Origin of the sequence: Streptomyces prunicolor NBRC 13075, from assembly GCF_000367365.1 — a bacterium.
Classification (GTDB): domain Bacteria; phylum Actinomycetota; class Actinomycetes; order Streptomycetales; family Streptomycetaceae; genus Streptomyces; species Streptomyces prunicolor.
On the sequence record NZ_BARF01000102.1, the window covers coordinates 1 to 23,425 of the forward strand.

General features: G+C 69.5%; 23 protein-coding genes. 18 read left to right on the forward strand and 5 right to left on the reverse strand.

The features are described 5' to 3' along the window. Positions 1-56: 56 nt before the first annotated feature. The 10 genes from folC to SPR02S_RS42965 all read left to right on the forward strand — a co-directional run bounded on the left by folC (position 57) and on the right by SPR02S_RS42965 (position 12,888). On the forward strand, positions 57-1,544 hold the full coding sequence (folC, locus tag SPR02S_RS42920) for a bifunctional tetrahydrofolate synthase/dihydrofolate synthase (RefSeq protein WP_019063221.1): 1,488 nt from the start codon (positions 57-59) through the stop codon (positions 1,542-1,544). Between the two features lie 6 nt (positions 1,545-1,550). Next, on the forward strand, positions 1,551-1,916 hold the full coding sequence (locus SPR02S_RS42925) for a DUF4233 domain-containing protein (protein WP_019063222.1): 366 nt from the start codon (positions 1,551-1,553) through the stop codon (positions 1,914-1,916). A gap of 114 nt (positions 1,917-2,030) precedes the next feature. Further along, complete coding sequence (ndk, locus tag SPR02S_RS42930) at positions 2,031-2,444, forward strand: nucleoside-diphosphate kinase (RefSeq protein ID WP_019063223.1); 414 nt, start codon at positions 2,031-2,033, stop codon at positions 2,442-2,444. 276 nt (positions 2,445-2,720) lie between these two features. Then, positions 2,721-3,740: a rod shape-determining protein gene (locus SPR02S_RS42935; protein ID WP_019063224.1), complete on the forward strand. Its 1,020-nt coding sequence runs from the start codon at positions 2,721-2,723 to the stop codon at positions 3,738-3,740. 184 nt (positions 3,741-3,924) lie between these two features. Beyond that, positions 3,925-4,866 carry a rod shape-determining protein MreC gene (gene mreC / locus SPR02S_RS42940; RefSeq protein WP_019063225.1) on the forward strand — a complete coding sequence of 314 codons (942 nt, stop codon included), beginning with the start codon at positions 3,925-3,927 and terminating at the stop codon, positions 4,864-4,866. 12 nt (positions 4,867-4,878) lie between these two features. Continuing rightward, on the forward strand, positions 4,879-5,547 hold the full coding sequence (gene mreD / locus SPR02S_RS42945) for a rod shape-determining protein MreD (protein ID WP_019063226.1): 669 nt from the start codon (positions 4,879-4,881) through the stop codon (positions 5,545-5,547). A 151-nt stretch (positions 5,548-5,698) separates the two neighbouring features. Further along, positions 5,699-7,963, forward strand: a complete 2,265-nt coding sequence (gene mrdA / locus SPR02S_RS42950) for a penicillin-binding protein 2 (protein ID WP_019063227.1) — start codon at positions 5,699-5,701, stop codon at positions 7,961-7,963. Beyond that, positions 7,960-9,156, forward strand: a complete 1,197-nt coding sequence (gene rodA, locus SPR02S_RS42955; protein ID WP_019063228.1) for a rod shape-determining protein RodA — start codon at positions 7,960-7,962, stop codon at positions 9,154-9,156. The genes mrdA and rodA overlap by 4 nt, the downstream gene beginning before the upstream one ends. Positions 9,157-9,262: 106 nt before the next feature. Continuing rightward, complete coding sequence (locus tag SPR02S_RS42960) at positions 9,263-10,834, forward strand: CYTH and CHAD domain-containing protein (RefSeq protein WP_019063229.1); 1,572 nt, start codon at positions 9,263-9,265, stop codon at positions 10,832-10,834. Between the two features lie 86 nt (positions 10,835-10,920). Beyond that, a complete protein-coding gene (locus SPR02S_RS42965) occupies positions 10,921-12,888 on the forward strand; it encodes a TIGR03960 family B12-binding radical SAM protein (protein ID WP_019063230.1) in 1,968 nt (655 codons plus the stop codon). A gap of 13 nt (positions 12,889-12,901) precedes the next feature. Here SPR02S_RS42965 and SPR02S_RS42970 read toward each other — a convergent pair whose 3' ends face one another. Further along, positions 12,902-13,600, reverse strand: coding sequence for a DUF899 domain-containing protein (locus SPR02S_RS42970; RefSeq protein ID WP_019063231.1), 699 nt, complete (start codon positions 13,598-13,600; stop codon positions 12,902-12,904). A 239-nt stretch (positions 13,601-13,839) separates the two neighbouring features. On the opposite strand from SPR02S_RS42970, the gene SPR02S_RS66005 reads away from it, so the two are divergent. From SPR02S_RS66005 to SPR02S_RS42980, 3 genes are all read left to right on the forward strand, one after another. Further along, entirely contained in the window at positions 13,840-14,109 is a 270-nt protein-coding gene (locus SPR02S_RS66005; RefSeq protein ID WP_306305757.1) for a hypothetical protein, read from the forward strand. Between the two features lie 131 nt (positions 14,110-14,240). Next, on the forward strand, positions 14,241-14,378 hold the full coding sequence (locus SPR02S_RS66010) for a S1 RNA-binding domain-containing protein (protein WP_306305758.1): 138 nt from the start codon (positions 14,241-14,243) through the stop codon (positions 14,376-14,378). Positions 14,379-14,454: 76 nt separating this feature from the next. Continuing rightward, entirely contained in the window at positions 14,455-14,979 is a 525-nt protein-coding gene (locus SPR02S_RS42980; protein WP_019063233.1) for a P-loop nucleotide/nucleoside kinase family protein, read from the forward strand. A gap of 662 nt (positions 14,980-15,641) precedes the next feature. On the opposite strand, the gene SPR02S_RS42985 is transcribed toward SPR02S_RS42980, so the two are convergent. After that, positions 15,642-16,127: an RrF2 family transcriptional regulator gene (locus SPR02S_RS42985; protein ID WP_019063234.1), complete on the reverse strand. Its 486-nt coding sequence runs from the start codon at positions 16,125-16,127 to the stop codon at positions 15,642-15,644. Positions 16,128-16,283: 156 nt separating this feature from the next. Here SPR02S_RS42985 and SPR02S_RS42990 point away from each other — a divergent pair, with 156 nt between their 5' ends. After that, entirely contained in the window at positions 16,284-17,021 is a 738-nt protein-coding gene (locus SPR02S_RS42990) for an SDR family oxidoreductase (RefSeq protein WP_019063235.1), read from the forward strand. 5 nt (positions 17,022-17,026) lie between these two features. On the opposite strand, the gene SPR02S_RS42995 is transcribed toward SPR02S_RS42990, so the two are convergent. Continuing rightward, positions 17,027-17,875 (reverse strand): helix-turn-helix domain-containing protein, encoded by an 849-nt coding sequence (locus SPR02S_RS42995; protein WP_019063236.1) that lies wholly within the window; start codon positions 17,873-17,875, stop codon positions 17,027-17,029. A gap of 161 nt (positions 17,876-18,036) precedes the next feature. Here SPR02S_RS42995 and SPR02S_RS43000 point away from each other — a divergent pair, with 161 nt between their 5' ends. Then, positions 18,037-18,801, forward strand: a complete 765-nt coding sequence (locus SPR02S_RS43000) for an SDR family oxidoreductase (protein WP_052347138.1) — start codon at positions 18,037-18,039, stop codon at positions 18,799-18,801. Positions 18,802-18,814: 13 nt separating this feature from the next. Here SPR02S_RS43000 and SPR02S_RS57595 read toward each other — a convergent pair whose 3' ends face one another. Both SPR02S_RS57595 and SPR02S_RS43010 read right to left on the reverse strand, forming a co-directional pair. After that, on the reverse strand, positions 18,815-19,699 hold the full coding sequence (locus SPR02S_RS57595) for a hypothetical protein (protein ID WP_019063238.1): 885 nt from the start codon (positions 19,697-19,699) through the stop codon (positions 18,815-18,817). Between the two features lie 142 nt (positions 19,700-19,841). Beyond that, positions 19,842-20,393: a cysteine hydrolase family protein gene (locus tag SPR02S_RS43010; protein WP_019063239.1), complete on the reverse strand. Its 552-nt coding sequence runs from the start codon at positions 20,391-20,393 to the stop codon at positions 19,842-19,844. Positions 20,394-20,687: 294 nt separating this feature from the next. On the opposite strand from SPR02S_RS43010, the gene SPR02S_RS43015 reads away from it, so the two are divergent. The 3 genes from SPR02S_RS43015 to SPR02S_RS43025 are packed head-to-tail and all read left to right on the forward strand — an operon-like array spanning position 20,688 to position 23,166. Beyond that, positions 20,688-21,227: a GNAT family N-acetyltransferase gene (locus SPR02S_RS43015; protein WP_019063240.1), complete on the forward strand. Its 540-nt coding sequence runs from the start codon at positions 20,688-20,690 to the stop codon at positions 21,225-21,227. Between the two features lie 15 nt (positions 21,228-21,242). Further along, complete coding sequence (locus SPR02S_RS43020) at positions 21,243-22,352, forward strand: hypothetical protein (RefSeq protein WP_019063241.1); 1,110 nt, start codon at positions 21,243-21,245, stop codon at positions 22,350-22,352. A gap of 46 nt (positions 22,353-22,398) precedes the next feature. Then, positions 22,399-23,166, forward strand: coding sequence for a TIGR03936 family radical SAM-associated protein (locus SPR02S_RS43025; RefSeq protein WP_019063242.1), 768 nt, complete (start codon positions 22,399-22,401; stop codon positions 23,164-23,166). The last annotated feature ends 259 nt before the right edge of the window (positions 23,167-23,425 follow it).

The window sequence follows — 23,425 nt, forward strand, 5'->3', positions numbered from 1 at the left end:
AGCCCCCACCGGGCCCGCAGACGAAAGGCCACCCCAACCTCCGTAGACTGACCCACGTGACTGACAGCGACCCGTTCGAAGAGATCGTCGCCGCCGAGACCGACCGCGACCCGGATCTCGCGGTGATCGAGGCCGGCAGCCGCACCCTCCGCACCCAGGGCACCAGCGGGCCGCAGGCCGACGTCCCCGGCCGCCCCGAGGACCCCGCGCTGGACAAGGCCCTCCGCACCGTAGAGGCCGACCTCGCCACCCGCTGGGGCGAGACCAAGCTGGAGCCGTCGGTCAGCCGCATCGTCGCCCTGATGGACGTCCTGGGCGACCCCCAGCGCTCGTACCCCTCGATCCACATCACCGGCACGAACGGCAAGACCTCCACGGCCCGCATGATCGAGGCCCTGCTCGGCGCCTTCGAACTGCGCACCGGCCGCTACACCTCCCCGCACGTCCAGTCGATCACCGAACGCATCAGCCTCGACGGCGCCCCGATCTCCGCCGAGCGCTTCATCGAGACGTACGAGGACATCAAGCCGTACATCGAGATGGTGGACGCCCAGCAGGAGTTCCGGCTGTCGTTCTTCGAGGTGCTGACGGGGATGGCGTACGCGGCCTTCGCAGACGCGCCGGTCGACGTGGCCGTCGTAGAGGTCGGCATGGGCGGTAGCTGGGACGCGACGAACGTGATCGACGCGGCCGTGGCCGTAGTCACCCCCATCGATCTCGACCACACCGACCGCCTCGGCGAGACGACCGGCGAGATCGCCACCGAGAAGGCCGGGATCATCAAGCAGGATGCGACCGTGATCCTGGCGCAGCAGCCGGTGGACGCGGCGCAGGTGCTCCTGAAGAAGGCCGTCGAGGTGGACGCGACCGTCGCCCGGGAGGGTCTGGAGTTCGGGGTCGTGTCCCGGCATGTTGCCGTCGGCGGGCAGCTCATCAACCTGCGTGGCCTCGGCGGCGAGTACGAGGAGATCTACCTCCCGCTGCACGGGCCCTACCAGGCGCACAACGCGGCCGTCGCCCTCGCCGCCGTAGAAGCCTTCTTCGGTGTCGGGGCCCAGCGGCCCGATCCGCTCGCCATCGACACCGTGCGGAAGGCCTTCGCGTCCGTCACCTCGCCCGGGCGGCTGGAGGTGGTGCGGCGGTCGCCGACCGTTGTGCTGGACGCGGCGCACAACCCGGCGGGCGCCCGTGCGACCGCCGAGGCCGTGGCGGAGGCCTTCGACTTCAGCAAGCTGATCGGGGTCGTGGGCGCGAGCGGTGACAAGAATGTCCGCGGGCTGCTCGAAGCGTTCGAGCCGATGTTCGCCGAGGTCGTCGTCACGCAGAACTCCAGTCATCGCGCGATGGACGTGGACGAACTGGCCGGGATCGCCGTCGAGGTGTTCGGCGACGAGCGCGTGCAGGTCGAGCCGCGGCTGCCCGACGCCCTGGAGGCCGCGATCACGCTGGCCGAGGAGGACGGCGAGTTCGCGGGCGGCGGTGTGCTCGTCACCGGTTCCGTCATCACCGTGGGTGAGGCCCGACTGCTCCTGGGGAGGGGCTGACTTTCCGTGCGTACGCTCTGTTCTTCCACGCTGATCGGCGAGTTCTTCGTGATCGGCTTCGCCGGGCTCGTGGCCATGAAGGACCCGGACCTGGCCACCTCCACCGTGTGGACGGTCTGCGGGATCGCGATGTTCCTGTCCGTCGCGCTGTGCGGCGTGGTGACCCGGCCGGGCGGCATCGCGCTCGGCTGGGCGCTGCAGATCGCGCTGATCGCGTCGGGCCTGGTCGTGCCGTCGATGTTCTTCCTCGGGGCGATCTTCGCGGCCCTGTGGTGGGCCTCCGTCCACTACGGCCGGAAGATCGACGAGGCGAAGGCACGGTTCGCGGCACAGGCCGCGCAGGCCGACTCCGCCACTCCCGGCGCGGCGTGACTCCACTACACCTGACGTTGCGTAATGGGCGCATGGACACGCCCTGTAACCTCGGGATTGTCGTGAGACGACCGTGAGTCGACCCGCACCATCATGATCAGAAGGAGCCCCGTCGTGACCCAGCGCACCCTCGTCCTGCTCAAGCCCGACGCCGTACGTCGTGGCCTGACCGGCGAGATCATCAGCCGGATCGAGCGCAAGGCCGACTGGCGGATCACCGCGCTGGAGCTGCGCACCCTGGACCAGGACACCCTGGAGCAGCACTACGGCGAGCACAAGGGCAAGGTCTTCTACGAGCCGCTGGTGGAGTTCATGGCCTCCGGTCCCGTCGTCGCCCTGATCGTCGAGGGCGAGCGGGTCATCGAGGGCGTACGCCAGTTGGCCGGTCCGACCGACCCGATCGCCGCCGCCCCCGGCTCCATCCGGGGCGACTTCGGAGTCATCGTGCGCGAGAACCTGATCCACGCCTCGGACTCGGAGGAGTCCGCCGAACGCGAGGTGAAGATCTTCTTCCCCGGGCGCGGCTGAATCTCCATCAGTAACCCACATGCCTGACCAGGGACGGCCGCGTTTTTCCGGCCGTCTCTTGGCATATGCGTGCCGATCGGGGGAACGAGTGCCCCCGTTGGGCCGTCTCCACAAGCGAGGCCGTGCCTCACATGCTGACAATGGCGAAGACCCTCGCGCAGTGTTCGTGATGGCGCGTCTACGATGGAAGCCTTCACGTCACTGCACCCACTTCGCCGACCTGAAAAGCCCTCAAAAGCTCCCAGGAAGGCCAGACGAATCCTGATGGGGAACTCAATGTCGTTCATCGGCCGTGACATGGCTGTCGACCTCGGGACCGCCAACACGCTGGTGTACGTCAGGGGTCGCGGGATCGTACTCAACGAGCCGTCCGTCGTCGCGATCAACACCAACACCGGTGGCATTCTCGCGGTCGGCTCCGAAGCCAAGAAGATGATCGGGCGCACGCCCGGCAACATCGTTGCCGTACGTCCGCTGAAGGACGGTGTCATCGCCGACTTCGAGATCACCGAGCGCATGCTCCGCTACTTCATCCTGAAGATCCACAAGCGGCGCTATCTGGCCCGCCCCCGCGTCGTCGTCTGTGTGCCCTCGGGCATCACGGGCGTCGAGCGCCGTGCCGTCATCGAGGCGTCGTCCCAGGCCGGGGCCCGCCAGGTGCACATCATCGAGGAGCCCATGGCCGCGGCCATCGGTTCCGGCCTGCCGGTCCACGAGGCCACGGGCAACATGGTGGTGGACATCGGCGGCGGCACCACGGAGGTCGCGGTCATCTCGCTCGGTGGCATCGTCACCGCCCAGTCCATCCGCGTCGCGGGCGACGAGTTGGACAACGCGATCATCCAGCACATCAAGAAGGAGTACTCGCTCCTTCTGGGTGAGCGGACGGCTGAGCAGATCAAGATCACGATTGGTTCCGCGTACGACCTCGACGACGACCAGCACACCGAAATCCGTGGCCGGGACCTGGTCTCCGGCCTGCCCAAGACCGTCGTCATCTCGGCGGCCGAAGTCCGCAAGGCGATCGAAGAGCCCGTCAACGCGATCGTCGACGCGGTGAAGACGACCCTCGACAAGTGCCCGCCGGAGCTGTCCGGGGACATCATGGACCGCGGAATCGTTCTGACCGGCGGCGGAGCCCTGCTGCAGGGTCTCGACGAGCGGCTGCGCCGGGAGACCGGCATGCCGATCCACATCGCCGAGGACCCGCTGGACAGCGTGGCGCTCGGCTCCGGAAAGTGCGTCGAGGAGTTCGAGGCGCTCCAGCAGGTGCTGGACGCCCAGCCGCGCAGATGACGTAACGCTTCGATTCCGCCGTACGGGATGATCTCCTCTCGTGCGGCGGATCGTTGATACGGAGGCATAGGCTCCGTCATAAGCCTCCATTCACATCTGACGGGGCCTCCGTACACACACCTGCCTACACACCTGCATACCCGAACCTCTGCACATTTCTATGAGGAAGGCACGGCCGCCGCACGTGAGGGACACACGAGAGAGCCGGCTGCTCCTGGTGCTGCTGATCGCCGTAGCGTTCGCGTTGATCACGGTGGACATCCGGGGAGGGCAGGACTCACCGGTCGACGGAGCCCGCCGGGCCGCGGCCACCGTGTTCGGCCCGATCGAGAACGGTGTGTCGTCCGCCGTCGACCCGGTCGGTGACGCGGTCTCCGCGGTCCGCGACTCCGGTGAGCGGCACGACCGGCTCGCGGTCCTGGAGAAGGAGAACGCGGCCCTCAAGGCGAAGCTCGGCAGCGACGACCGCAACCGCAGCCGCCTGACCCAGCTCGACAAGATGCTGAAGGTGGCCGGCGAGGGCCAGTACGGCATCAAGGGCGCCCAGGTCATCGCGATAGGAGCCGCCCAGAGCTTCTCCTGGACGATCACCATCGACATCGGCGCCAACGACGGCATCAAGCGCGACATGACCGTCCTCAACGGCAACGGCCTGGTCGGGCGCGTGACGACCGTCGGCCCCGACACCGCCACCGTGCTCCTCGCCAACGACCCCGACTTCACCGTCGGCACCCGCATGGAGGGCAACGACGAACTCGGCTTCGCCTCCGGCGAGGGCGACGGCCCGCTGCGCGTCGAACTCCTCAACGGCAAGGCCGAGGTGAAGAAGGGCGACCGGCTGGTCACCTTCGGCTCGCAGGCCGACAAGCCGTTCGTGCCCGGCGTCCCGGTCGGTGTCGTCTCGCGCGTCGACCCCTCCGGCGGCGGCCTGACCCGCACGCTGTACGTCACGCCGTACGTGAACTTCACCAAGCTCGACATCGTCGGCGTCGTCGTGGAAGCCCCGAAGAAGGACCCGCGCGACACGGTCCTGCCCGCGAAGTCCAAGCCGACCCCGATCCCGACGGTGACCGTCACGGCCACCCCGTCCGCGAACGCGCCGGTCGACGGCCAGCAACAGCAGTAGGAGCCCCTCCCCATGCGTGTCAACCGGATCCTGCTCTCCGTGCCGCTGGTCGTCGTCGCCCTCGTGATCCAGGTGAGCGTCCTCGCCCGCCTCCACCTCCCGGGCGCCGTCCCCGACCTGCTGCTCCTCACGGTCCTCGGCCTGGCCATGGTCTACGGCCATGTCGCGGGCGCCCTCATCGGCTTCGGCGCGGGCCTCCTCGCCGACCTCGCCCCGCCCGCCGACCACGCGGCCGGCCGCTACGCCCTCGTCCTGTGCGTCATCGGCTACCTCGCCGGCCTGGCGAAACCGGAGAACGGCCGCCTGAAGTCGGCGACCGGCCCGATGGCCGTCGTGGTCGCCGCCGCGATCGGCGCCACCGTGCTCTACGCCGGTGTCGGCGCCCTCGTCGGCGACACCGCCGCCCGCCATGTGGGCCTGGGCAGCCTGCTGTTCACGGCCGCCCTGTACGACCTGCTGCTCGCCCCGTTCGTCGTCCCCGGCGTCATGGCGCTGGCCCGGCGTGCCGACAACGACCCGCTCGCGGAGACCAACGCCGCCAAGTCGGCCGACATCTCCTCGGGTTGGCTCTCCTCGGGCACCGGCCTGAAGATCGGCGGCCAGCGCGGTGGCCTGCGGATGAAGACGGCTCGCGCGCGGGTGGCCCGGGCCGGGCGCATCAAGGGGGTCAAGCGGCTTTGAGGGCAGGGGAGTTGGCGTACGGCCTCACAGGTAGTTCGTATATGACTCATACACGCATCGACGCGTACACGCACTGAGAGGGGGAGGCAGCACCACATGACCAACGCCCACCCGTCTCCCACCACCACCCTCAAAGGGATGGGCTTCGCCCATGACTAACATTCCCGAGACCGGTCGGACTCCACGGGTTCAGATCAGGCTCGTCGTCATCCAGATTCTCGTCCTCTCCCTCCTCGGCACCCTCGGCGGGCGCCTCTGGTACCTGCAGATCCGTGAGGGCGCCGCGTACCAGAAGGAAGCGTCCGGCAACCACGTCCAGCAGGTCGTCGAGCCCGCGGTGCGCGGCTCGATACTGGACGCGCGCGGTGTGCCGCTCGCCGACAACGAGACCCGGCTCGTGGTCTCCGCCTCCCGCACCGACCTGCTGAAGCAGGCCGACGACGGCAAGGCCGTCCTCACCAAGCTGTCCGGCGTGCTGGGCCTCAAGCCCGCGGACGTCATCCAGAAGGTCCGGCTGTGCGACGCGAAGACCCCGCAGCCCTGCTGGAACGGCTCGCCCTACCAGCCCATCCCGATCACCGACGAGGCCACCGCCAAGCAGGCCCTGCAGATCCGCGAGCGCGCCGAGGACTTCCCCGGCATCACCGCCGAGCCCGAGGCCGTACGGCGCTACGCGGCCCCCGGTGACGCCAACGCGGCCCAGGTCCTCGGCTATCTCTCGCCGGTCACCGACGACGAGATCACCCAGGCCAAGGACTCCGACTCGCCGTATCTGCGCTCCGACCAGGTCGGCCGCTCCGGCCTGGAGCGCGAGTACGACAAGGAGCTGCGTGGCAAGGCCGGCGTCACCCGCTACGAGGTCGACAACCTCGGCCGCGTCATCGGCAAGGCCAACTCCGATGCCGCGCAGCCCGGTTCGAACCTCGTCACCAGCATCGACGCCCGCGTGCAGCGCGTCGCCGAGTACCAGCTCGACAAGGCGATGAAGACCGCCCGCCAGCAGTTCGACAAGATCACCGGCGAGAACTACAAGGCCGACTCCGGTGCCGTGGTCGTGATGGAGGCCAAGACCGGCCGGATCGTCGCCATGGCGTCCGCGCCGACGTACGACCCGAACGTCTGGGTCGGCGGCATCTCCGCCAAGGACTACAAGCAGCTCACCGGCAAGAACTCCGACTACCCGCTGCTGAACCGCGCCATACAGGGTCAGTCGGCGCCCGGTTCGACGTTCAAGGTGGTCTCCACGGCCGCCGCGGTCGAGGCCGGCTACAAGTGGGACGGCGGCTACCCCTGCACGAGTTCGTACTCGGTGGGCGGCCAGGTCTTCAAGAACTTCGAGGGCGAGAACTTCGGCCCCATCTCGCTGGGCCGCGCGCTCGAGGTCTCCTGCGACACCGTCTTCTACGGTCTCGCCGACTCCCAGTGGAAGAAGGACGGCGGCATCAACCCGAAGAAGGGTGAGCCGAAGGACTACTTCTACAAGGCGGCCCACCAGTTCGGCCTCGGCAAGACCACCGGCGTCGACCTTCCCAACGAGGTCACGGGCCGGATCCCGGACCGCAAGTGGAAGCAGGAGACCTGGGAGGCCAACAAGGCCTACTGGTGCAAGACCGGCAAGAAGGGCGGCACGTACGTCCAGCAGATCGCGTACGAGAACTGCCTCGAAGGCAACAAGATGCGCGAGGGCGACTCGATCAACTACTCCATCGGCCAGGGCGACACCCTCGTCACGCCGATCCAGGAGGCCATGATCTACGGCGCCCTCGCCAACGGCGGCACCGAGTACGTCCCGACCATCGGCAAGGCGATCGTCAGCGCCGACGGCAAGACCGTCACGGAGATCAAGCCCAAGGTGAAGGCCAAGCTGCCGATCAGCGCGGCCACCCACAAGGGCATCGACAAGGCCCTCGCGGGCGTGGTCACCAGCGGTACCGCGGCCTGGAAGTTCCAGGGCTGGCCGCAGGACAAGATCGAGCTGCACGCCAAGACGGGTACGGCGGAGGTCTACGGCAAGCAGACCACCTCCTGGTTCGCCACCTACACCAAGGACTACACGGTCGTCATGACGATCGCGCAGGCCGGTACGGGTTCCGGCGCCTCCGGTGAGGCCGTGCGCAACATCTACAACGCGATGTACGGCGTCCAGGCCGACGGTTCCATCGACAAGAAGAAGGCGATGCTGCCCACGCCGCAGACAAGCCTGCCGAAGGTCCGCGCCGACGGCACGATCGCCTCCCCGAAGATCACCGCCGACCCGGCCAAGGAGCTGGAGAAGCAGCAGGAGAAGGCGACCGAGGGCGGCGTCACGCCTGCGGACGACACCCAGCAGCCGGCCATCGCGCCCTCACCGTCCACCACCAACAGCAACACCCGCAGGCGTCCGCGCAGAAGGGGTAGCCGGAGGATGCTCACGTGACCGGCAACAGCTTCTCCGTCTCCGGATACGGGCCCGACCGGGCCGGCTGGACGCGGGTCTTCGCCCGTGACTCGCTGGCCCGCCGGCTGGACTGGCCGATACTGCTGTCGGCGATCGGCCTGTCCCTGATCGGCTCGCTGCTGGTCTTCTCGGCGACCCGCAACCGCACCGAGATCAACCAGGGCGACCAGTACTACTTCCTGATCCGGCACCTGATGAACACCGGCATCGGCATCGCCCTGATGATCGCCGTGATCTGGCTCGGCCACCGCACCCTGCGCGTCGTCGTCCCGTTCCTGTACGGCGCCTCGGTGTTCGGCATCCTGCTGGTGCTCACCCCGCTGGGCTCCACGGTCAACGGCGCGCACTCCTGGATCGTGCTCGGCGGCGGCTTCTCGCTCCAGCCCTCGGAGTTCGTGAAGATCACGATCATCCTGGGCATGGCGATGATCCTCGCCGCCCGGGTCGACGCGGGCGACAAGCCCCACCCCGACCACCGCACGGTCCTCCAGGCCCTGGGCCTCGCCTCGGTGCCGATGATGATCGTCATGCTGATGCCCGACCTCGGCTCGGTCATGGTCATGGTCATCATCGTGCTCGGCGTGCTGCTGGCCTCCGGCGCCCCGAACCGCTGGATCTTCGGCCTGCTCGGCGCGGGCGTCCTGGGCGCGATCGCCGTGTGGCAGCTGCACTTCCTGGACGAGTACCAGATCGCCCGCTTCGCGGCCTTCGCCAACCCGAGCCTCGACCCGGCCGGCGTCGGCTACAACACCAACCAGGCCCGCATCGCGATCGGCTCCGGCGGCCTCACCGGCGAGGGCCTGTTCCACGGCTCCCAGACGACGGGCCAGTTCGTCCCCGAGCAGCAGACAGACTTCGTCTTCACCGTCGCGGGCGAGGAGTTGGGCTTCGTGGGCGCGGGCCTGATCCTCGTCCTCCTCGGCGTGGTCCTGTGGCGCGCCTGCCGCATCGCCCGCGACTCGACCGAGCTCTACGGCACGATCGTCGCCGCCGGGATCGTCGCCTGGTTCGCCTTCCAGGCCTTCGAGAACGTCGGCATGACCCTCGGCATCATGCCGGTCACCGGCCTGCCACTGCCCTTCGTGTCGTACGGCGGAACGTCGATGTTCGCGGTGTGGCTCGCGGTGGGGCTGTTGCAGTCGATCCGGGTGCAGCGCCCCATGTCCGCCTGACCGCCGCCGTTGCATGGGGCGCTACCTGCATGTTCACCCGGGTTTCCCTCGGGTTCATGTGGGTTGCCCCCTGCCGTTCCGCCTCGTGGGCAACTAGATTCAGGTCATGGCGGACACAAAGCGCGAGATCGAGCGTAAGTACGAGTCCGACGAGAGCGGTCTGCCCGATCTGACCGGCGTCGCCGGGGTGCAGGCCGTCATCGACAAGGGCGTCGCGCATCTGGACGCCGTCTACTACGACACCGCCGACGAACGCCTCGCCGCCGCCGCACTGACCCTGCGCCGCCGCACCGGCGGTTCCGACGCGGGCTGGCACCTCAAGGTGCCGGTCGCGCCCGGCGTCCGCGACGAGATCCGGGAACCGCTCTCCGACACCGTGCCGGACAGCCTCGCCGCGCTGGTCCGCTCCCGCGTCCGCGAGGCCGAGCTGCGGCCCCTGGTCCGGCTGCGCTCCGACCGCGACGTACGGCACCTCGTGGACGCGGACGGCGCGCTGCTCGCCGAGGTCAGCGTGGACGCCGTGCGCGCGGAGCGCCTGACCGACGGCGGTGGCACCGCCCAGTGGACCGAGATCGAGGTCGAACTCGCCGACGACGGCGACCCGGACTTCCTCGACCAGGTGGAGAAACGGTTGCGCAAGGCGGGCGTACGACCGTCGTTGTCCGCGTCGAAGCTGGCGCGGGCGATGGCGGAGACGTCCCGCCGGTCGGGGTCGGGAAATCCATCGGGGTCGGGAAACTCGTCGGGGTCGGGAAAAAAGAAGCGCAAGGCGCCGCCCGTGCCCGAGGAGCCCGCGGCTGCGGTCACCGCCGGCGACCATGTCCTCGCCTACGTCCGCGCCCAGCGCGACGCGATCCTCGAACTCGACCCCGCCGTACGGCAGGACGCGTACGACTCCGTGCACCGCATGCGCGTCGCCACCCGTCGGCTGCGCAGCGCCTTCCGCTCCTACGGCAAGGTCCTCGACCGTACGGTCACCGACCCGATCGGCGATGAACTGAAGTGGCTGGCGGGCGAGTTGGGCGTGGACCGCGACCGGGAAGTGGTCACCGAACGCCTGACGACGGTCCTCGGCGAACTGCCCGACACCCTGATCTCCGGCCCGATCCGCACCCGCCTGGACACCTGGGCGAACGCCCGGCGCGGCGGATCACGCGGCCGACTGATCGGCGTCCTGGACTCCCCGCGCTACCTCGCGCTCCTCGACACCCTGGACGCGGTGATCGCCGACCCGCCCCTCCTGGAGGCCGCGGCCGGCGACCCGTCCAAGGTGATCGGCAAGGCCGTACGCAAGGACTTCGGAAAGGTCTCCGCGCTCGTCGAGGAGGCGATCGAGGCGCCGCCGGGCCCGGACCGCGACTTCGCCCTGCACGAGGCCCGCAAGAGGGCCAAGCGCACCCGGTACGCGGCGGAGGCGGCGACTCCGCCCCTGGGCACCCCGGCCCGCACGCTCGCCAAGTCCATGAAGTCGCTGACCAGCCTGCTCGGCGAGCACCAGGACAGCGTCATGGTCCGCGAGATCCTGCGCGAGCTGTCCGCGGTGGCGCACGCGGTGGGGGAGAGCTCGTTCACGTACGGGGTGCTGCACGGGCGGGAGGAGCAGCGGGCGGCGGGGGTGGAGGCGGCGTTGCCGGGGGCGTGGGAGGAGATCGTGGCGGAGGGATCCGTCCAGGTGTGACCGCTGGTGCGTACGGGTGAGGTCCGGGATCGCGTTAGTCTGGATGGTCACCCGTCCGTTCAGTCCCGCTCACGAAGGTTCGCGAGATGCCTGCCGAAGTCGCTGCGGCCGCAGAGTCCGTGTTTCCGCAGCTCGAAGCCCTGCTCCCGCAGGTGCAGAAGCCGATCCAGTACGTCGGCGGCGAGCTCAACTCCACGGTCAAGCCGTGGGAGTCGTGCGATGTCCGCTGGGCGCTGATGTACCCGGACGCGTACGAGGTCGGCCTGCCCAACCAGGGCGTCATGATCCTCTACGAGGTCCTGAACGAGCAGGAGGGCGTCCTCGCCGAGCGCACGTACAGCGTGTGGCCGGACCTGGAGGCACTGATGCGGGAGCACAAGGTCCCGCAGTTCACGGTCGACAGCCACCGCCCGGTGGGCGCGTTCGACGTGTTCGGTCTCTCCTTCTCCACCGAACTCGGCTACACGAACATGCTCACCGCCCTGGACCTGGCGGGCATCCCGCTGGAGTCGAAGAACCGGACGCTCGACGACCCGATCGTGCTGGCCGGCGGCCACGCGGCCTTCAACCCCGAGCCGATCGCGGACTTCATCGACGCGGTGATCATCGGCGACGGCGAACAGGCCGTACTCGACATGACGAAGATCATCCGAGTCTGGAAGGCGGAGGGCCGCCCCGGCGGCCGCGAGGAGGTCCTCTTCCGCCTGGCGAAGACGGGTTCGGTCTACATCCCGGCCTTCTACGACGTCGAGTACCTGCCGGACCACCGCATCGCGCGGGTCGTACCGAACAAGAGCGGTGTCCCGTGGCGGGTGAGCAAGCACACGGTGATGGACCTGGACGAGTGGCCGTACCCGAAGCAGCCGCTGGTGCCGCTGGCGGAGACGGTCCACGAGCGCATGTCGGTCGAGATCTTCCGCGGCTGCACACGCGGCTGCCGCTTCTGCCAGGCAGGCATGATCACCCGCCCGGTCCGTGAACGCTCCATCACGGGCATCGGCGAGATGGTCGAGAAGGGCCTCAAGGCGACGGGCTTCGAGGAGGTAGGCCTGCTGTCGCTGTCGTCGGCGGACCACTCGGAGATCGGCGAGATCGCGAAGGGCCTGGCGGACCGCTACACGGAGGACAAGGTAGGCCTGTCCCTCCCGTCCACCCGCGTGGACGCGTTCAACGTGGACCTGGCGAACGAGCTGACGCGCAACGGCCGACGCTCGGGCCTGACCTTCGCGCCGGAGGGCGGCTCGGAACGCCTCCGCAAGGTCATCAACAAGATGGTGTCGGAGGAAGACCTCATCCGCACGGTCTCGACGGCGTACGGCAACGGCTGGCGCCAGGTGAAGCTGTACTTCATGTGCGGCCTCCCGACCGAGACCGACGAGGACGTTCTACAGATCGCCGACATGGCGATGAAGGTGATCGCCGAGGGCCGCAAGGTCTCCGGCCAGAACGACATCCGCTGCACGGTCTCGATCGGCGGCTTCGTCCCCAAGCCGCACACCCCCTTCCAGTGGGCCCCGCAGCTCTCGGCGGCGGAGACGGACGCGCGTCTCGGGAAACTCCGGGACAAGATCCGCGGCGACAAGAAGTACGGCCGCTCGATCGGCTTCCGCTACCACGACGGCAAGCCCGGCATCGTCGAGGGCCTGCTGTCGCGGGGCGACCGCCGGATCGGCGCGGTCATCCGCGCGGTCTACGAGGACGGCGGCCGCTTCGACGGCTGGCGCGAGCACTTCTCCTACGACCGCTGGATGCGCTGCGCCGAGAAGACGCTGCCCGCGTTCGGCGTCGACGTCGACTGGTACACGACCCGCGAGAAGACGTACGAGGAGGTCCTGCCCTGGGACCACCTGGACTCGGGCCTGGACAAGGACTGGCTCTGGGAGGACTGGCAGGACGCCCTCGACGAGACAGAGGTCGAGGACTGCCGGTGGACACCGTGCTTCGACTGCGGGGTGTGTCCGCAGATGGACACGTCCATTCAAATCGGGCCCACGGGCAAGAAGTTGCTCCCGCTGACCGTGAAGCAGCCTGCGGGGAGTGGGCACACGCACTGAGCGGGCGCGTCGGTCAACTGACGGGGTCCGAGGGGCCGTAGGCCGCGGCGATGTCCTTGGACCCCGCCCACCGGCTGTAGGTGGGGGACTGGGGCCAGCCCTCGGGGGAGTCCTGCCATTCCTCCTGGCGGCCGTACGGCAGTAGGTCGATCAGGGCGAAGCTGTGGCTGAGCTGCTCGGTGCCCCGGCCGTTGGTGTGCCAGGTGCGGTAGACGGTGTCGCCGTCGCGCAGGAAGACGTTGACCGCGAATCCGCCGTCGGGCGGCGCGCCGACGTCGGTGCCGAAGGGGCTGTTCGCGGTCGAGTACCAGGGCATCCGGTTGCCCACCCGGTGCTTGTAGGCGAGGGCCTCGTCGATCGGGCCCTGGGTGACGATGACGAACCGGGCGTCGTAGTTGTCGAGGAACTCCAGGCGGGTGTACTGCGAGGTGAATCCGGTGCAGCCGGGGCACTGCCATTCTTTGCCGGCGAACCACATGTGGCTGTAGATGATCAACTGCCGCTTGCCGTCGAAGACTTCCGCCAGCCGGACGGGGCCGTCCTCGCCGTCGAGGGTGTAGTCGGGCATCTCGACCATCGGCAGGCGACGCCGTTCGGCGGCGATGGCGTCGAGTTCACGGGTCGCGGCCTTTTCGCGGGCGCGGAGGGATGCGAGCTGGTTCTCCCACGTTGCGGTGTCCACGACGGGGGGTAGGGCGTCGGCGGTCGTCATTGGTTCCTCGTTCCTCACGGAGCTTGTGGGCGTGGCTGTGCCCTTGTGCGGGGGTAGACCTCGTCGGGCTCCGGAACTCATCGGTCGGGCGGCGGTTCGGGCCGGCGTCTCGACGTGAGGGTGGGAGGGCGTGAGCGGCATGGGGGGAAGCATCTGGCGTGTCCGGCGTGTCCGGCGATCAGGCTGTCATGAGGTTTCTGGCCTCGATCCAGGACGGTGACCTTTGTCAGGGGACAGCCGTGGCCGTTTCCCGGTCCGAGATGTCGGTGGTCCTGGACGGCTTCGCCGGTCAACCGCTCGGGGTGGTGGGGCCGTTGGACGGTTCCTGGGTTCGGAGCCTCGCTGACGTTGCCGTGGTCGGGCGGAGGATCAGCGGTGAGGTGGTCGCCGTGGATCTGGAGGCGGGGCGGGTGCGGATGACGATGGCGGCTACCGAGAATGTGGACGAGGGACCCGCCCATCCGATCTGTCCCGGCGTCGGGTTCATCACGTATCCCGAACTCTCCTAGAAGCGTTTCGAGGCGGTCACCGAGGTCGTCGAGGGTATCGCGGTGGGCCGGACACTGCCTGGGCGGGTGACCAAGGTGGTTCCGTTCGGTTTCTTCGTCCGGTCGCGGGCGGGATCGGGGGCCTGCTGCCGCTGCGTGAGTTCGAGTCGGCGCGAGGGGTCGTTCCGGAGCCGGAGGATGTCCTGCGGGTGGGTGACGAGATCTCCGTGAGCGTCCTGGAGATCGACCGGGATCGACGCAGGCTGACCTTGTCCCGACGGTCGGGGTGAAGGTCGGGTCGTGGCCCGGCGATCTCGACAGAAAGAGCAGTCGTCCTCCACCTGGCCTTCGTGACAGGGTTCGGGTGTGACGACGTTGTTCCTGACGGTCGGCCTGCCAGGGGCCGGAAAGACCACGAGGGCCCGGCAGTTGGCCAAGGAGCACAGCGCGCTGCGGCTGACGCCGGACGAGTGGATGCTCCCGCTGTTCGGTGATCCGCAGCCGGCCGGGAAGCGCGATGTGCTCGAAGGACGGCTGCTGTGCCTGGGGCTGGAGGCGCTGAAGCTGGGAACGAACGTGGTCCTGGATTTCGGCTGCTGGTCTCGTGACGAGAGGTCCGCGATCCGCTGGTTGGTGATGTCTGTGGGCGCGTCCTGTCAACTGGTGTACGTGCCGGTGGACCAAGAGACCCAACGGGCTCGGATCGCCCATCGCCGGTCGACTGTCCCCGATCAGACCTTCGCGATGAGCGAGACGGACCTCCTGCACTGGCGGACGCTGTTCGAGGAGCCCGACGCCACGGAACTTGATGGACATGTGGTGGGAGGTCCGCCTCCTGGGTGGTCAGGATGGCTGGAGTGGGCCGCCGATCGATGGCCGTCGCTCGTGTGACTGTCCGGCCGGTGTCGGTGTCGGTGCGGACCAGTGGGGGCGCACTTGGACACTTCGGCAATGTAGCCGTGCCAGGCGTACCAGCTGTGCCAGGAGTGCCGGGCCCGGAGAGGTCCGCCGGACAGGCTCTGGGCAACAGGGCGCCTGGCTCTGGGAGGCCGCGCGGGTTCGGTAACGCTGTTCCCGGCTGGGCATATTGGCGCCGGCTCTGTGACGCCACGCCGGTTCACCAACACCGCACCTGGCCGGGCGTATTGGCGCCGGTTCTGCACATAAGCGCCGGCTCTGCGACGCCACGCGGGTTCAGCAACACCGCTCCCGGCTGGGCATGTTGACCCCTGGTCGGCATATCGACCCGGGCTCTGCGACGCCGACGCTGATTCGGCAACGCCGTCCCGGCTGCGTGGCGGCGCACCGGCTGCGGCTCTGTGCTGGTTCCGCTATGCCATGCCGGCTGGGTGGCACGGGACTTGGTTCTCGGACGTGACCTGGCTGCGGCGCCGTGCTGGTGTCGCTATGCCATGTCGGCTGGGCTGCACCGCACTTGGCTCTGCGGCGCCACACCGGTCCGGCCCACCGCACCCGGCTCGGCATGCCGTACCTGACTCCGTGACGGCGCCCCTGGCCCCGTAACACTGCCTCGTCCCCCCGCCCGCCCAAGCTCAGCCGTCCTGCCCCACCGGCGAGGCCAGCCACACGCCAACCCCCGCCAACGTCCCCTCCCCGGAGTCCGATTCCACGTCGCGTGCCAGGTCGGCGATCGTGACGGAGCGGAGGGCTTCCCGGCGGGCCGACTCGGCCGCGGCCATCGTGCGGGAGATCGCGCACGGCGTCGTACAGGCTTCGGGTGGGGTGGCCATCGGGCCGCGTTGGCGGATCTCCGTGCAGACGAAGGCCGGGTCGGGGCCGTCGATCGCCTCGACGACATCGAGCACCGTGATTGTCGCCGGGGAGCGGGTCAGGACGTAGCCGCCCGACTTTCCCTGTACCGAGCGGACCAGGCCGGAGCGGGAGAGGGCCTGGAGTTGTTTGGCGAGGTACGTCGGTGACACGTCGTGGAACTCGGCCAGGCGTGCGGCCGGGACCGGGGCCTGGGTCGAGGTCAGGACAACGCAGCAGTGCAGGGCCCACTCGACTCCGCCGGACATCTTCACTCCCTCATTTTACTCAGACTCCCGTTGACTCGGACATTGAATGTCCGGGTATTATCTCGGATGGAAAGTGTCCGAGTTTCGAGCCGGGATGCCGCTAGAGGTGCGTACCGGTAGATATCGGACGTCGGTCGTCTACGGAAGGCGTAGGTCATGAACATCGCAGTCATCGGCGGAACCGGGCTGATCGGGTCGCAGGTCGTGCGGAACCTGAACGCGGCCGGGCATCGGGCCGTGCCCCACTCCCAGTCCACGGGCGTGGACATCATCACTGGTCAAGGGCTGGAGGAGGCCGTCTCGGGCGCCGAGGTCGTCGTCAATCTGACGAACTCACCGACCTTCGACGATGCCTCGATCGGCTTCTTCCAGGCGTCGATGGACAACCTGCTCGCCGCGAGCGAGAAGGGCGGGGTCGGACACTTCGTCATTCTGTCCATCGTCGGTGTGGACCAGGTGCCGGGACTCGACTACTACCGGGCGAAGGTCCTCCAGGAGGATCTCCTCAAGGGCGGACCGGTCCCGTACTCCATCGTCCGCGCCACGCAGTTCATGGAGTTCATGGACGCGACCCTCGCCATGACCACCGACGGCGACACCGTCCGGCTGCCGCGTACGCCGATCCAGCCGATCGCCGCCGCCGAGGTCGCCGCCGTCGTCGCCGAGGTCGCCGCGGGCGCCCCGCTGAACGGCGTCCTCGACATCAGCGGCCCGGACGTCTACCCCCTCGACGAACTCGGCCGCCTCACCCTGACCGCCAAGGGTCGCGCGGGCTCCGTGGTCACCGACGACGCGGCCGGCATGTTCGCCGTCGTCCCCGGTGACGTCCTCACCGCCCCGGACGGCGCCCGTATCACCGCCACCCACTACACGGACTGGCTCGCCGGGCGGTAACTCGCTTACGGCAGCGGTGCCTTCGGGCTTCCAGCCGCGTGCAGGGACCCCAGCCGAGCCAGTGACACGGCGTCCTCCGTGTCCGGCTCGGCCGTGCCGACCAGCAGGCACTGGCCGGGGGCGCTCTGCACGTCGAACGTCTGGTACGTGAGCGTGAGGCGGCCCACGTCCGGGTGGTTGAAGGTCTTGGACTGGCGGCCGGGGCGGCTGACGCTGTGGTGCTGCCACAGCGCGGCGAACTCCTCGCTCCCGCCGAGGAGTTCGGCGATCAGGGAGTTGAGCTCGCGGTCCTCCCGGTCGTGTCCCGTCGCCAGGCGCAGCGCCTCGGCCGAGCAGCGGGCCACGTGCTGCCAGTCGGCGAAGAGGTCCCGGGCCGCCGGGTCCAGGAAGAGCGTGCGGACCATTCTGCGGCGGTCGCCCAGGGGCGCCAGGAGCGCGTCGGCCAGAGGGTTCGACGCGAGGACCTCCAGGCGCCGGTTGATGATGTACGCCGCCGCCGTCGGGAACGCGTGCAGGAGCTGGAGTAGCGCCGGGTCCACCGCGTCGGACGGCTCGGCGGGGACGGGCCTCGGGACCAGGCCGGCCAGCCGGTACGCGTGCCAGCGGGCGTCCGTGTCGAGGCGCAGGGCGCGGGCGATGGCGTCGACCACCTGGCCGGAGGGACTGCGTTCCCGGCCCTGCTCCAGCCGGGCGTAGTAGTCGGCGCTGACCCCGGCCAGCACGGCGACCTCCTCCCGCCGCAGCCCGGCCACCCGACGCGCCCCCGAACCGGGAAAACCCACCTCCGCCGGAGTCAGCCGGGAACGCCGCGCACGCAGGAAACCACCGAGCGCGTAACCGTCCGTACCGTCCATTCCTCAACCCTACGGCGCCCTCCCGCTTCCTAGGAGTGGCGCACCCCGGAAGCCCCGTCCTGCCTCATCGGACCGATCCCGCCGATGCTCGGAAGAAACGACACGACACGAACGACACGGTGGATCACCGCCGTGCGATCGGCTTCTCCGAAGGGCTCCTCATGACCGCCACCACCGTCCGGTCCACCTCCCGTACCGGCCCCCGTACCGCCAAGACCGTCCTGGTCACCGGCGCGAGCAGCGGTATCGGCGAGGCCACGGCCAGGTTGCTGGCCGGGGCGGGGCACCGGGTGATGCTCGGCGCCCGGCGCGCCGACCGCCTCGCCGCCCTGACCAAGGAGATCCGCGCGGACGGCGGCACGGCCGACCACCGCGAGCTGGACGTGACCGACCTGGAGAGCGTGCAGGCCTTCGTCCGGGCCGCGCAGGAGTCGTACGGACGGATCGACGTGCTCGTCAACAACGCGGGCGTGATGCCCCTGGCGATGCTGGAGGCCCTCAAGGTCGACGAGTGGAACCGCATGATCGACGTGAACATCCGCGGTGTGCTGCACGGCATCGCCGCGGTGCTGCCCGTGATGCGCGAGCAGGGCGCGGGACACATCGTGAACGTCGCCTCCGTCTCCGGGCACCGCGTCGACCCCACCGCGGCCGTCTACTGCGCCACCAAGTACGCGGTCCGCGCCATCTCCGAAGGGCTACGGCAGGAGAGCCGCGACCTGCGCGTCACCGTGGTCAGCCCCGGCCTCACCCGCAGCGAACTGACCGACAGCATCAGCGACTTGGGCATGCGCGCGGCCACCGAGGACATGATGGGCATCGCGATCCCGGCCACCGCGATCGGTGAGGCGATCGTCTACGCCGTCAACCAGCCCGCGGACGTCGATGTCAACGAGATCGTCATCAGGCCGACGGCGCAGGGCTGAACTCCCGGCCGGGCTAGGGCAGTTGGCTGCGGGTCGGCGAAGCCGAGGCCGAGGGCGAAGTCGAAGTCGAAGTCGAAGTCGAAGGCGAAGGCGACGGTGGTGGGTAACTCGGGTGCAGAGAAGCGGAGAGCGGGGCCAGCCCGGAGCACAACGACGTGGGGAACGCGGGCTCCGCACGCTGGACAACCTTGCAGCCGCCGGCCGCGCTTGAGGTGATCGGTGCCCAACCGGCGGGCTTCGCACGGAAGAACCAGCGGTCGCCGAGCCGGGAGGCACAGCCGGCCGGGGACGCGGTCGTATCGCCGCAGACCGGGCCCGTACGCCAGGAGAAGTCGAGGACCAGCCACTTGCCGTCGCAGTGTTCCGCGTCGCGGTAGGTGTGCGCGGGGACGTCGGCGGCGATCTCCGCCTGTTCGTAGGAGGCGGTGGTGCAGCCGGTGGCCGGCGGGTGGCAGCCGAGTTCCCCGCACAGCCGCAGCGCGGGCAACTTGGCGCCGTCGGTGGTGAATTGGTTGTCGTAGTCGACGACCAGTCTCTGCTTGCCCAAGGGGGCGGGCAGCCGGACTCGCGTCGAGGCCGTACGTTCCCCGGTGCATCCGGAGTGCCTGTCCCCCGAGGGTGAGGAGAAGGTGATCTGGACCCACACGGTGTTGTTCGCGGAGTCGGTGACCGCGGCCTTGAGCGCCCGCACGCACGGCTGCTTGCCGTCGGGCACCCGGACGCTCACGGTCAACGTGCGCTGGTCGTCGGCCAGTTGGGCCCCCGTGACCCTGGAGGGCGACGCCAGGGTCCAGGGGAGCGACCCGGTCGGCGTCGCTCCGTCCGTGCTGCCCGCGACCCGCGTCCCGCAGGCGCTGAGAAGCAGTACGGCGGCTAGGGCGCAGAGGGCGGCCAGCACTGCCGCCCCGCGTGTTCTGACTGGTCCCACGAACGCTCAATCCCCCCGGATCGCACCGACGTCGACTCCGTCCCGTCAAGCACGGAGTCAAGTACAGGCCTCAAGTACGCCCACCAATATAGGGAGTTCAGCTACAGGAAGTTCAGCGCGCGGCCACCCAGTCCGCCACCGTCGTCACCTCGGCCTGCATCGGGAACACCTTCTCCGTGAGGACGCGGTGGACCTCCGGGTCGTTGTCGAGGCAGCCGTCGGACAGGACGGTGAGGGTGAAGTCCAGGTCGGCGGCCTGGCGCAGGGTGGACAGGACGACGCCGCTCGTGGCGATGCCGGTCAGGACCAGGTGGTCGATGTCGTTCGCCCGCAGCACCATGTCGAGGTCGCTGCCCGCGAACGCGCTGACCCGGCGCTTGGTGACGACGATGTCGCCGGGCCCGGGGGCCACGTCCGGGTGAATGTCGTTGGCCTGGGCCGCGGCGGCCGACGCGGGAGCGCCCGCGAGCCTGCCGAACAGCTTGTTGCGCGGGCTGATCTCCGGGGCGCCGGGGCGGAATCCGACGGTCACGTAGATCACGCGGACACCGTTCGCGCGGGCCGTGTCGATCGCCTTGCGCAGGCGCGGCAGATAGGCCGGGTCGGGGTAACGGTCCACGATCATGCGCTGGACGTCCATGACGAGGAGGGCTTGCTCGGACACGCCGGTCCTTCCGCGAGCTGAGTGCTCGGTCGCTGAGTCATCAGGTAATTACTTGCCTCACGTAACTATGCCCTGTGATCACCCGGCCCGGGTTCGACCGCATGATGTTGCCCAACTCCCCGGTTCCTGAGCCGGGATGAGGAATTCCCTCAGGTCCGGGCCAGCCTCGCCGAGACGCCGAGTCACCACCTGTCCGCGCCCCGGGCGATCCCCGCCTACGCCCGCCGCGGCTTCGCCTCCTCGCCCCGGCTCCTGCACACCCGTGTCCGCAGTGGCGACCCCTACCCTTGACCGATGCCTGAACTGATCCCGCCCGACGCCCGGTTCCGGGTCTCCTTCCTGGACGCCGTGCACGAGCACATCGTCGAGGACGACTTCTTCGGCGGCACCCTCGCGCGTGAACTCCGGGAGCACGGCGGCACCTGGAACCGGCCGGCCGGGTTCGCGCGGTACGTGGCGGCGGTGCGCGAGGAGGAGTTGGAGGACGGGCGACGCCCCGAGGGCTTCGTGCCGAGCACCTGGTACTGGTACGTCGACGGCGACACCTACCTCGGCCGGATCCAGATACGGCACCGCCTCACTCCGTGGCTCCTCGACTACGGCGGCCACATCGGCTACGGCGTCCGGCCGGCCCACCGTCGCCGCGGGCACGCGACCGGGATGCTCCGTGACGTGCTGCCGTACGCTCGTGAACTCGGCCTGGATCCGGTCCTCGTGACCTGTGACGCCACCAACATCGCGTCCCGCAAGGTGATCGAGGCCGGCGGCGGGAAGTTCGAGGACGAGCGGGACGGGAAATTGCGGTACTGGATCCGGACCCGGACGGGGAGCTGAGGCGTCTTGCCCGGTATGGACGCCCCCAGGAAATTCGAGAAGCCGCCCGCGCGGCCGTCGCCGCAGCCGCCCGAGGGATGTCTCGCCGTCGCGATCCGCGTCCCGGTGCGGATCGTCGTGCTCGTGCTGGTCGTGCCGGTCCGGTTGGTGTGGGACGCGCTGGTGGTCGGCGGACGGTTCCTGTACCGGACCGTGCTGCGGCCGGTGGGGCGCGCGGTGTTCGTGTGGCCGTGGGTGGCGCTGTGGCGGTACGGCGTCGTGCCGCTCGCCAAGGCGCTCGCATGGCTCACCCACCTCCTTGTCCTTGTGCCGCTCGGCTGGTTGTACCGGTACGTGCTCACCCCGCTCGGGCACGGCCTCGCCTGGAGCGCCCGGCGGATCGGGGGCGGGCTGGCGTGGGTCTACGCGCGCGTGCTCACTCCCGTCGGGCACGCGTGCGCGTGGGTCGCGGGCGGAGCGGCCGCAGGTGTGGCGTGGGTCGTCGGCGGGGTGGCCGCCGGTGTGGCCTGGCTCGGGCGGTATCTGCTCGTCCTGCCCGCCGGGTGGCTGTACGCCTGGATCCTCACGCCGATCGGGCACGCGGTCGCCTGGTGCGGGCGGGGACTCCTGTGGCTGCTGAGCGCGATCGGCACGGGAATCGGTGTCGCCCTGTACTGGACGGCCCGGATTCTGCTCGTGCTGCCCGCCGTCGCCCTGTGGCGCTGGGTGCTGACACCGGTCGGTCGGGTGCTCGTCGTCGTCGGGCGGGAGGTGCGGGACGCCCTCGGGCACGCCTGGCGGATCGCCGGGCACATCTCGCTCGCCGTGGGGCGGGCGCTCGGGACCCTCTTGCGGTGGATCTTCGTGGAGCCGGTGAGCTGGGTCTACCGGACCGTGCTCACCCCGGTCGGACACGTCGTACGGGACCTGGTGCTGCGGCCCGTCGCCGAGGCCGCGCGCGCTGTGGGGAGGGTCACCCGGCAGGTGCTGACCGCCGCGCGCGAGTCCGCCCGGCAGGCGCGCGCCGACTTCAGGCGGCTGGTCTTCGGCGAGCCCCGGCAGCCCGAGCCGGTGGAGCTGCGGGAACCGATGGGCGACGACACACGTACTCTTGGTAGAAGTACGACCGTTCTCACGAAGGACTAGGACACTGGGCAAGCGACAGCCCGAAGGCCCGCCGCCCGCACCCGCGGTGCAGCGCATCCGACTGCGCTACACCAAGCGCGGCCGCCTCCGGTTCACCAGCCACCGTGACTTCCAGCGCGCCTTCGAGCGTGCGCTGCGCCGCGCCGAGGTGCCGATGGCGTACTCGGCGGGGTTCACGCCGCATCCGAAGGTGTCGTACGCCAATGCCGCACCCACCGGCACGGGCAGTGAGGCGGAATACCTGGAGATCGCGCTCACCGCCGAGCGCGACCCCGACAAGCTGCGCGAGCTGCTCGACGAGTCGATGCCCGTCGGGCTCGACATCATCGACGCGGTCGAGGCCCGGACCTCCGGGCTCGCCGACCGGCTCACGGCTTCCGTGTGGGAGCTGCGGCTCGACGGGGTGGCGCCCGAGGACGCCGAGCGCGCGGTGGCCGCGTTCAACGCGGCCGAGAGCGTCGAGGTCCAGCGCATGGCCAAGAACGGCATGCGGACGTTCGACGCCCGCCCCGCCGTAGCGCATCTCGAGACGATCAGTCCACAGGCTGATAGGCCTACCGACCAGGCCTGTGCGATACTGCGGCTGGTTGTTCGGCACGTGACGCCTGCCGTTCGACCCGACGACGTCCTGTCCGGTCTTCGCGCCGTGGCCGACCTGGCGCCGCCGGTCGCCGCAGCGGTGACCAGGCTGGCGCAGGGGCTGTTCGATGAAGAGACCGGCACGGTGACCGACCCGCTCGCGCCCGACCGCGAGGCAGCAGTGACCGGGAATCACACGGTCGCCGAAGCTGCCGCCGCGAAGGCGCCGGCGTAGGGAAGGTTCCGCGTAGGGACCGATGTCGTAGCGCCGCCCTCGGACTCGGGAGCCACCTGGGTCGGGCAGCGCACCGACCACAAGACTTTCGCCAGGCCGTCCGCATCTGGGCGTACGGAACCGGCGAGACAGGACACAGAGAGCTCCCGTGCGGCGCCCGCGCCCCGGACGGCGGCACCGCGCAACGCGCGAGCCGCGGACGTCACCGGCATCCCTGCCGGACCAGGCGCGGCGCCCGGGAGCCTGACGGGAGAAACCC

Coding starts and splice junctions, on each gene's coding strand:
- SPR02S_RS42995 (WP_019063236.1), bottom strand. CDS start 17,875: ATGGACGGTACGGACGGTTACGCGCTCGGTGGTTTCCTGCGTGCGCGG.
- SPR02S_RS43020 (WP_019063241.1), top strand. CDS start 21,243: ATGGACGCCCCCAGGAAATTCGAGAAGCCGCCCGCGCGGCCGTCGCCG.
- SPR02S_RS42965 (WP_019063230.1), top strand. CDS start 10,921: ATGCCTGCCGAAGTCGCTGCGGCCGCAGAGTCCGTGTTTCCGCAGCTC.
- SPR02S_RS42970 (WP_019063231.1), bottom strand. CDS start 13,600: ATGACGACCGCCGACGCCCTACCCCCCGTCGTGGACACCGCAACGTGG.
- SPR02S_RS43000 (WP_052347138.1), top strand. CDS start 18,037: ATGACCGCCACCACCGTCCGGTCCACCTCCCGTACCGGCCCCCGTACC.
- mreD (WP_019063226.1), top strand. CDS start 4,879: ATGCGTGTCAACCGGATCCTGCTCTCCGTGCCGCTGGTCGTCGTCGCC.
- SPR02S_RS42935 (WP_019063224.1), top strand. CDS start 2,721: ATGTCGTTCATCGGCCGTGACATGGCTGTCGACCTCGGGACCGCCAAC.
- SPR02S_RS43015 (WP_019063240.1), top strand. CDS start 20,688: ATGCCTGAACTGATCCCGCCCGACGCCCGGTTCCGGGTCTCCTTCCTG.
- mrdA (WP_019063227.1), top strand. CDS start 5,699: ATGACTAACATTCCCGAGACCGGTCGGACTCCACGGGTTCAGATCAGG.
- SPR02S_RS42990 (WP_019063235.1), top strand. CDS start 16,284: ATGAACATCGCAGTCATCGGCGGAACCGGGCTGATCGGGTCGCAGGTC.
- SPR02S_RS42960 (WP_019063229.1), top strand. CDS start 9,263: ATGGCGGACACAAAGCGCGAGATCGAGCGTAAGTACGAGTCCGACGAG.
- SPR02S_RS42985 (WP_019063234.1), bottom strand. CDS start 16,127: ATGTCCGGCGGAGTCGAGTGGGCCCTGCACTGCTGCGTTGTCCTGACC.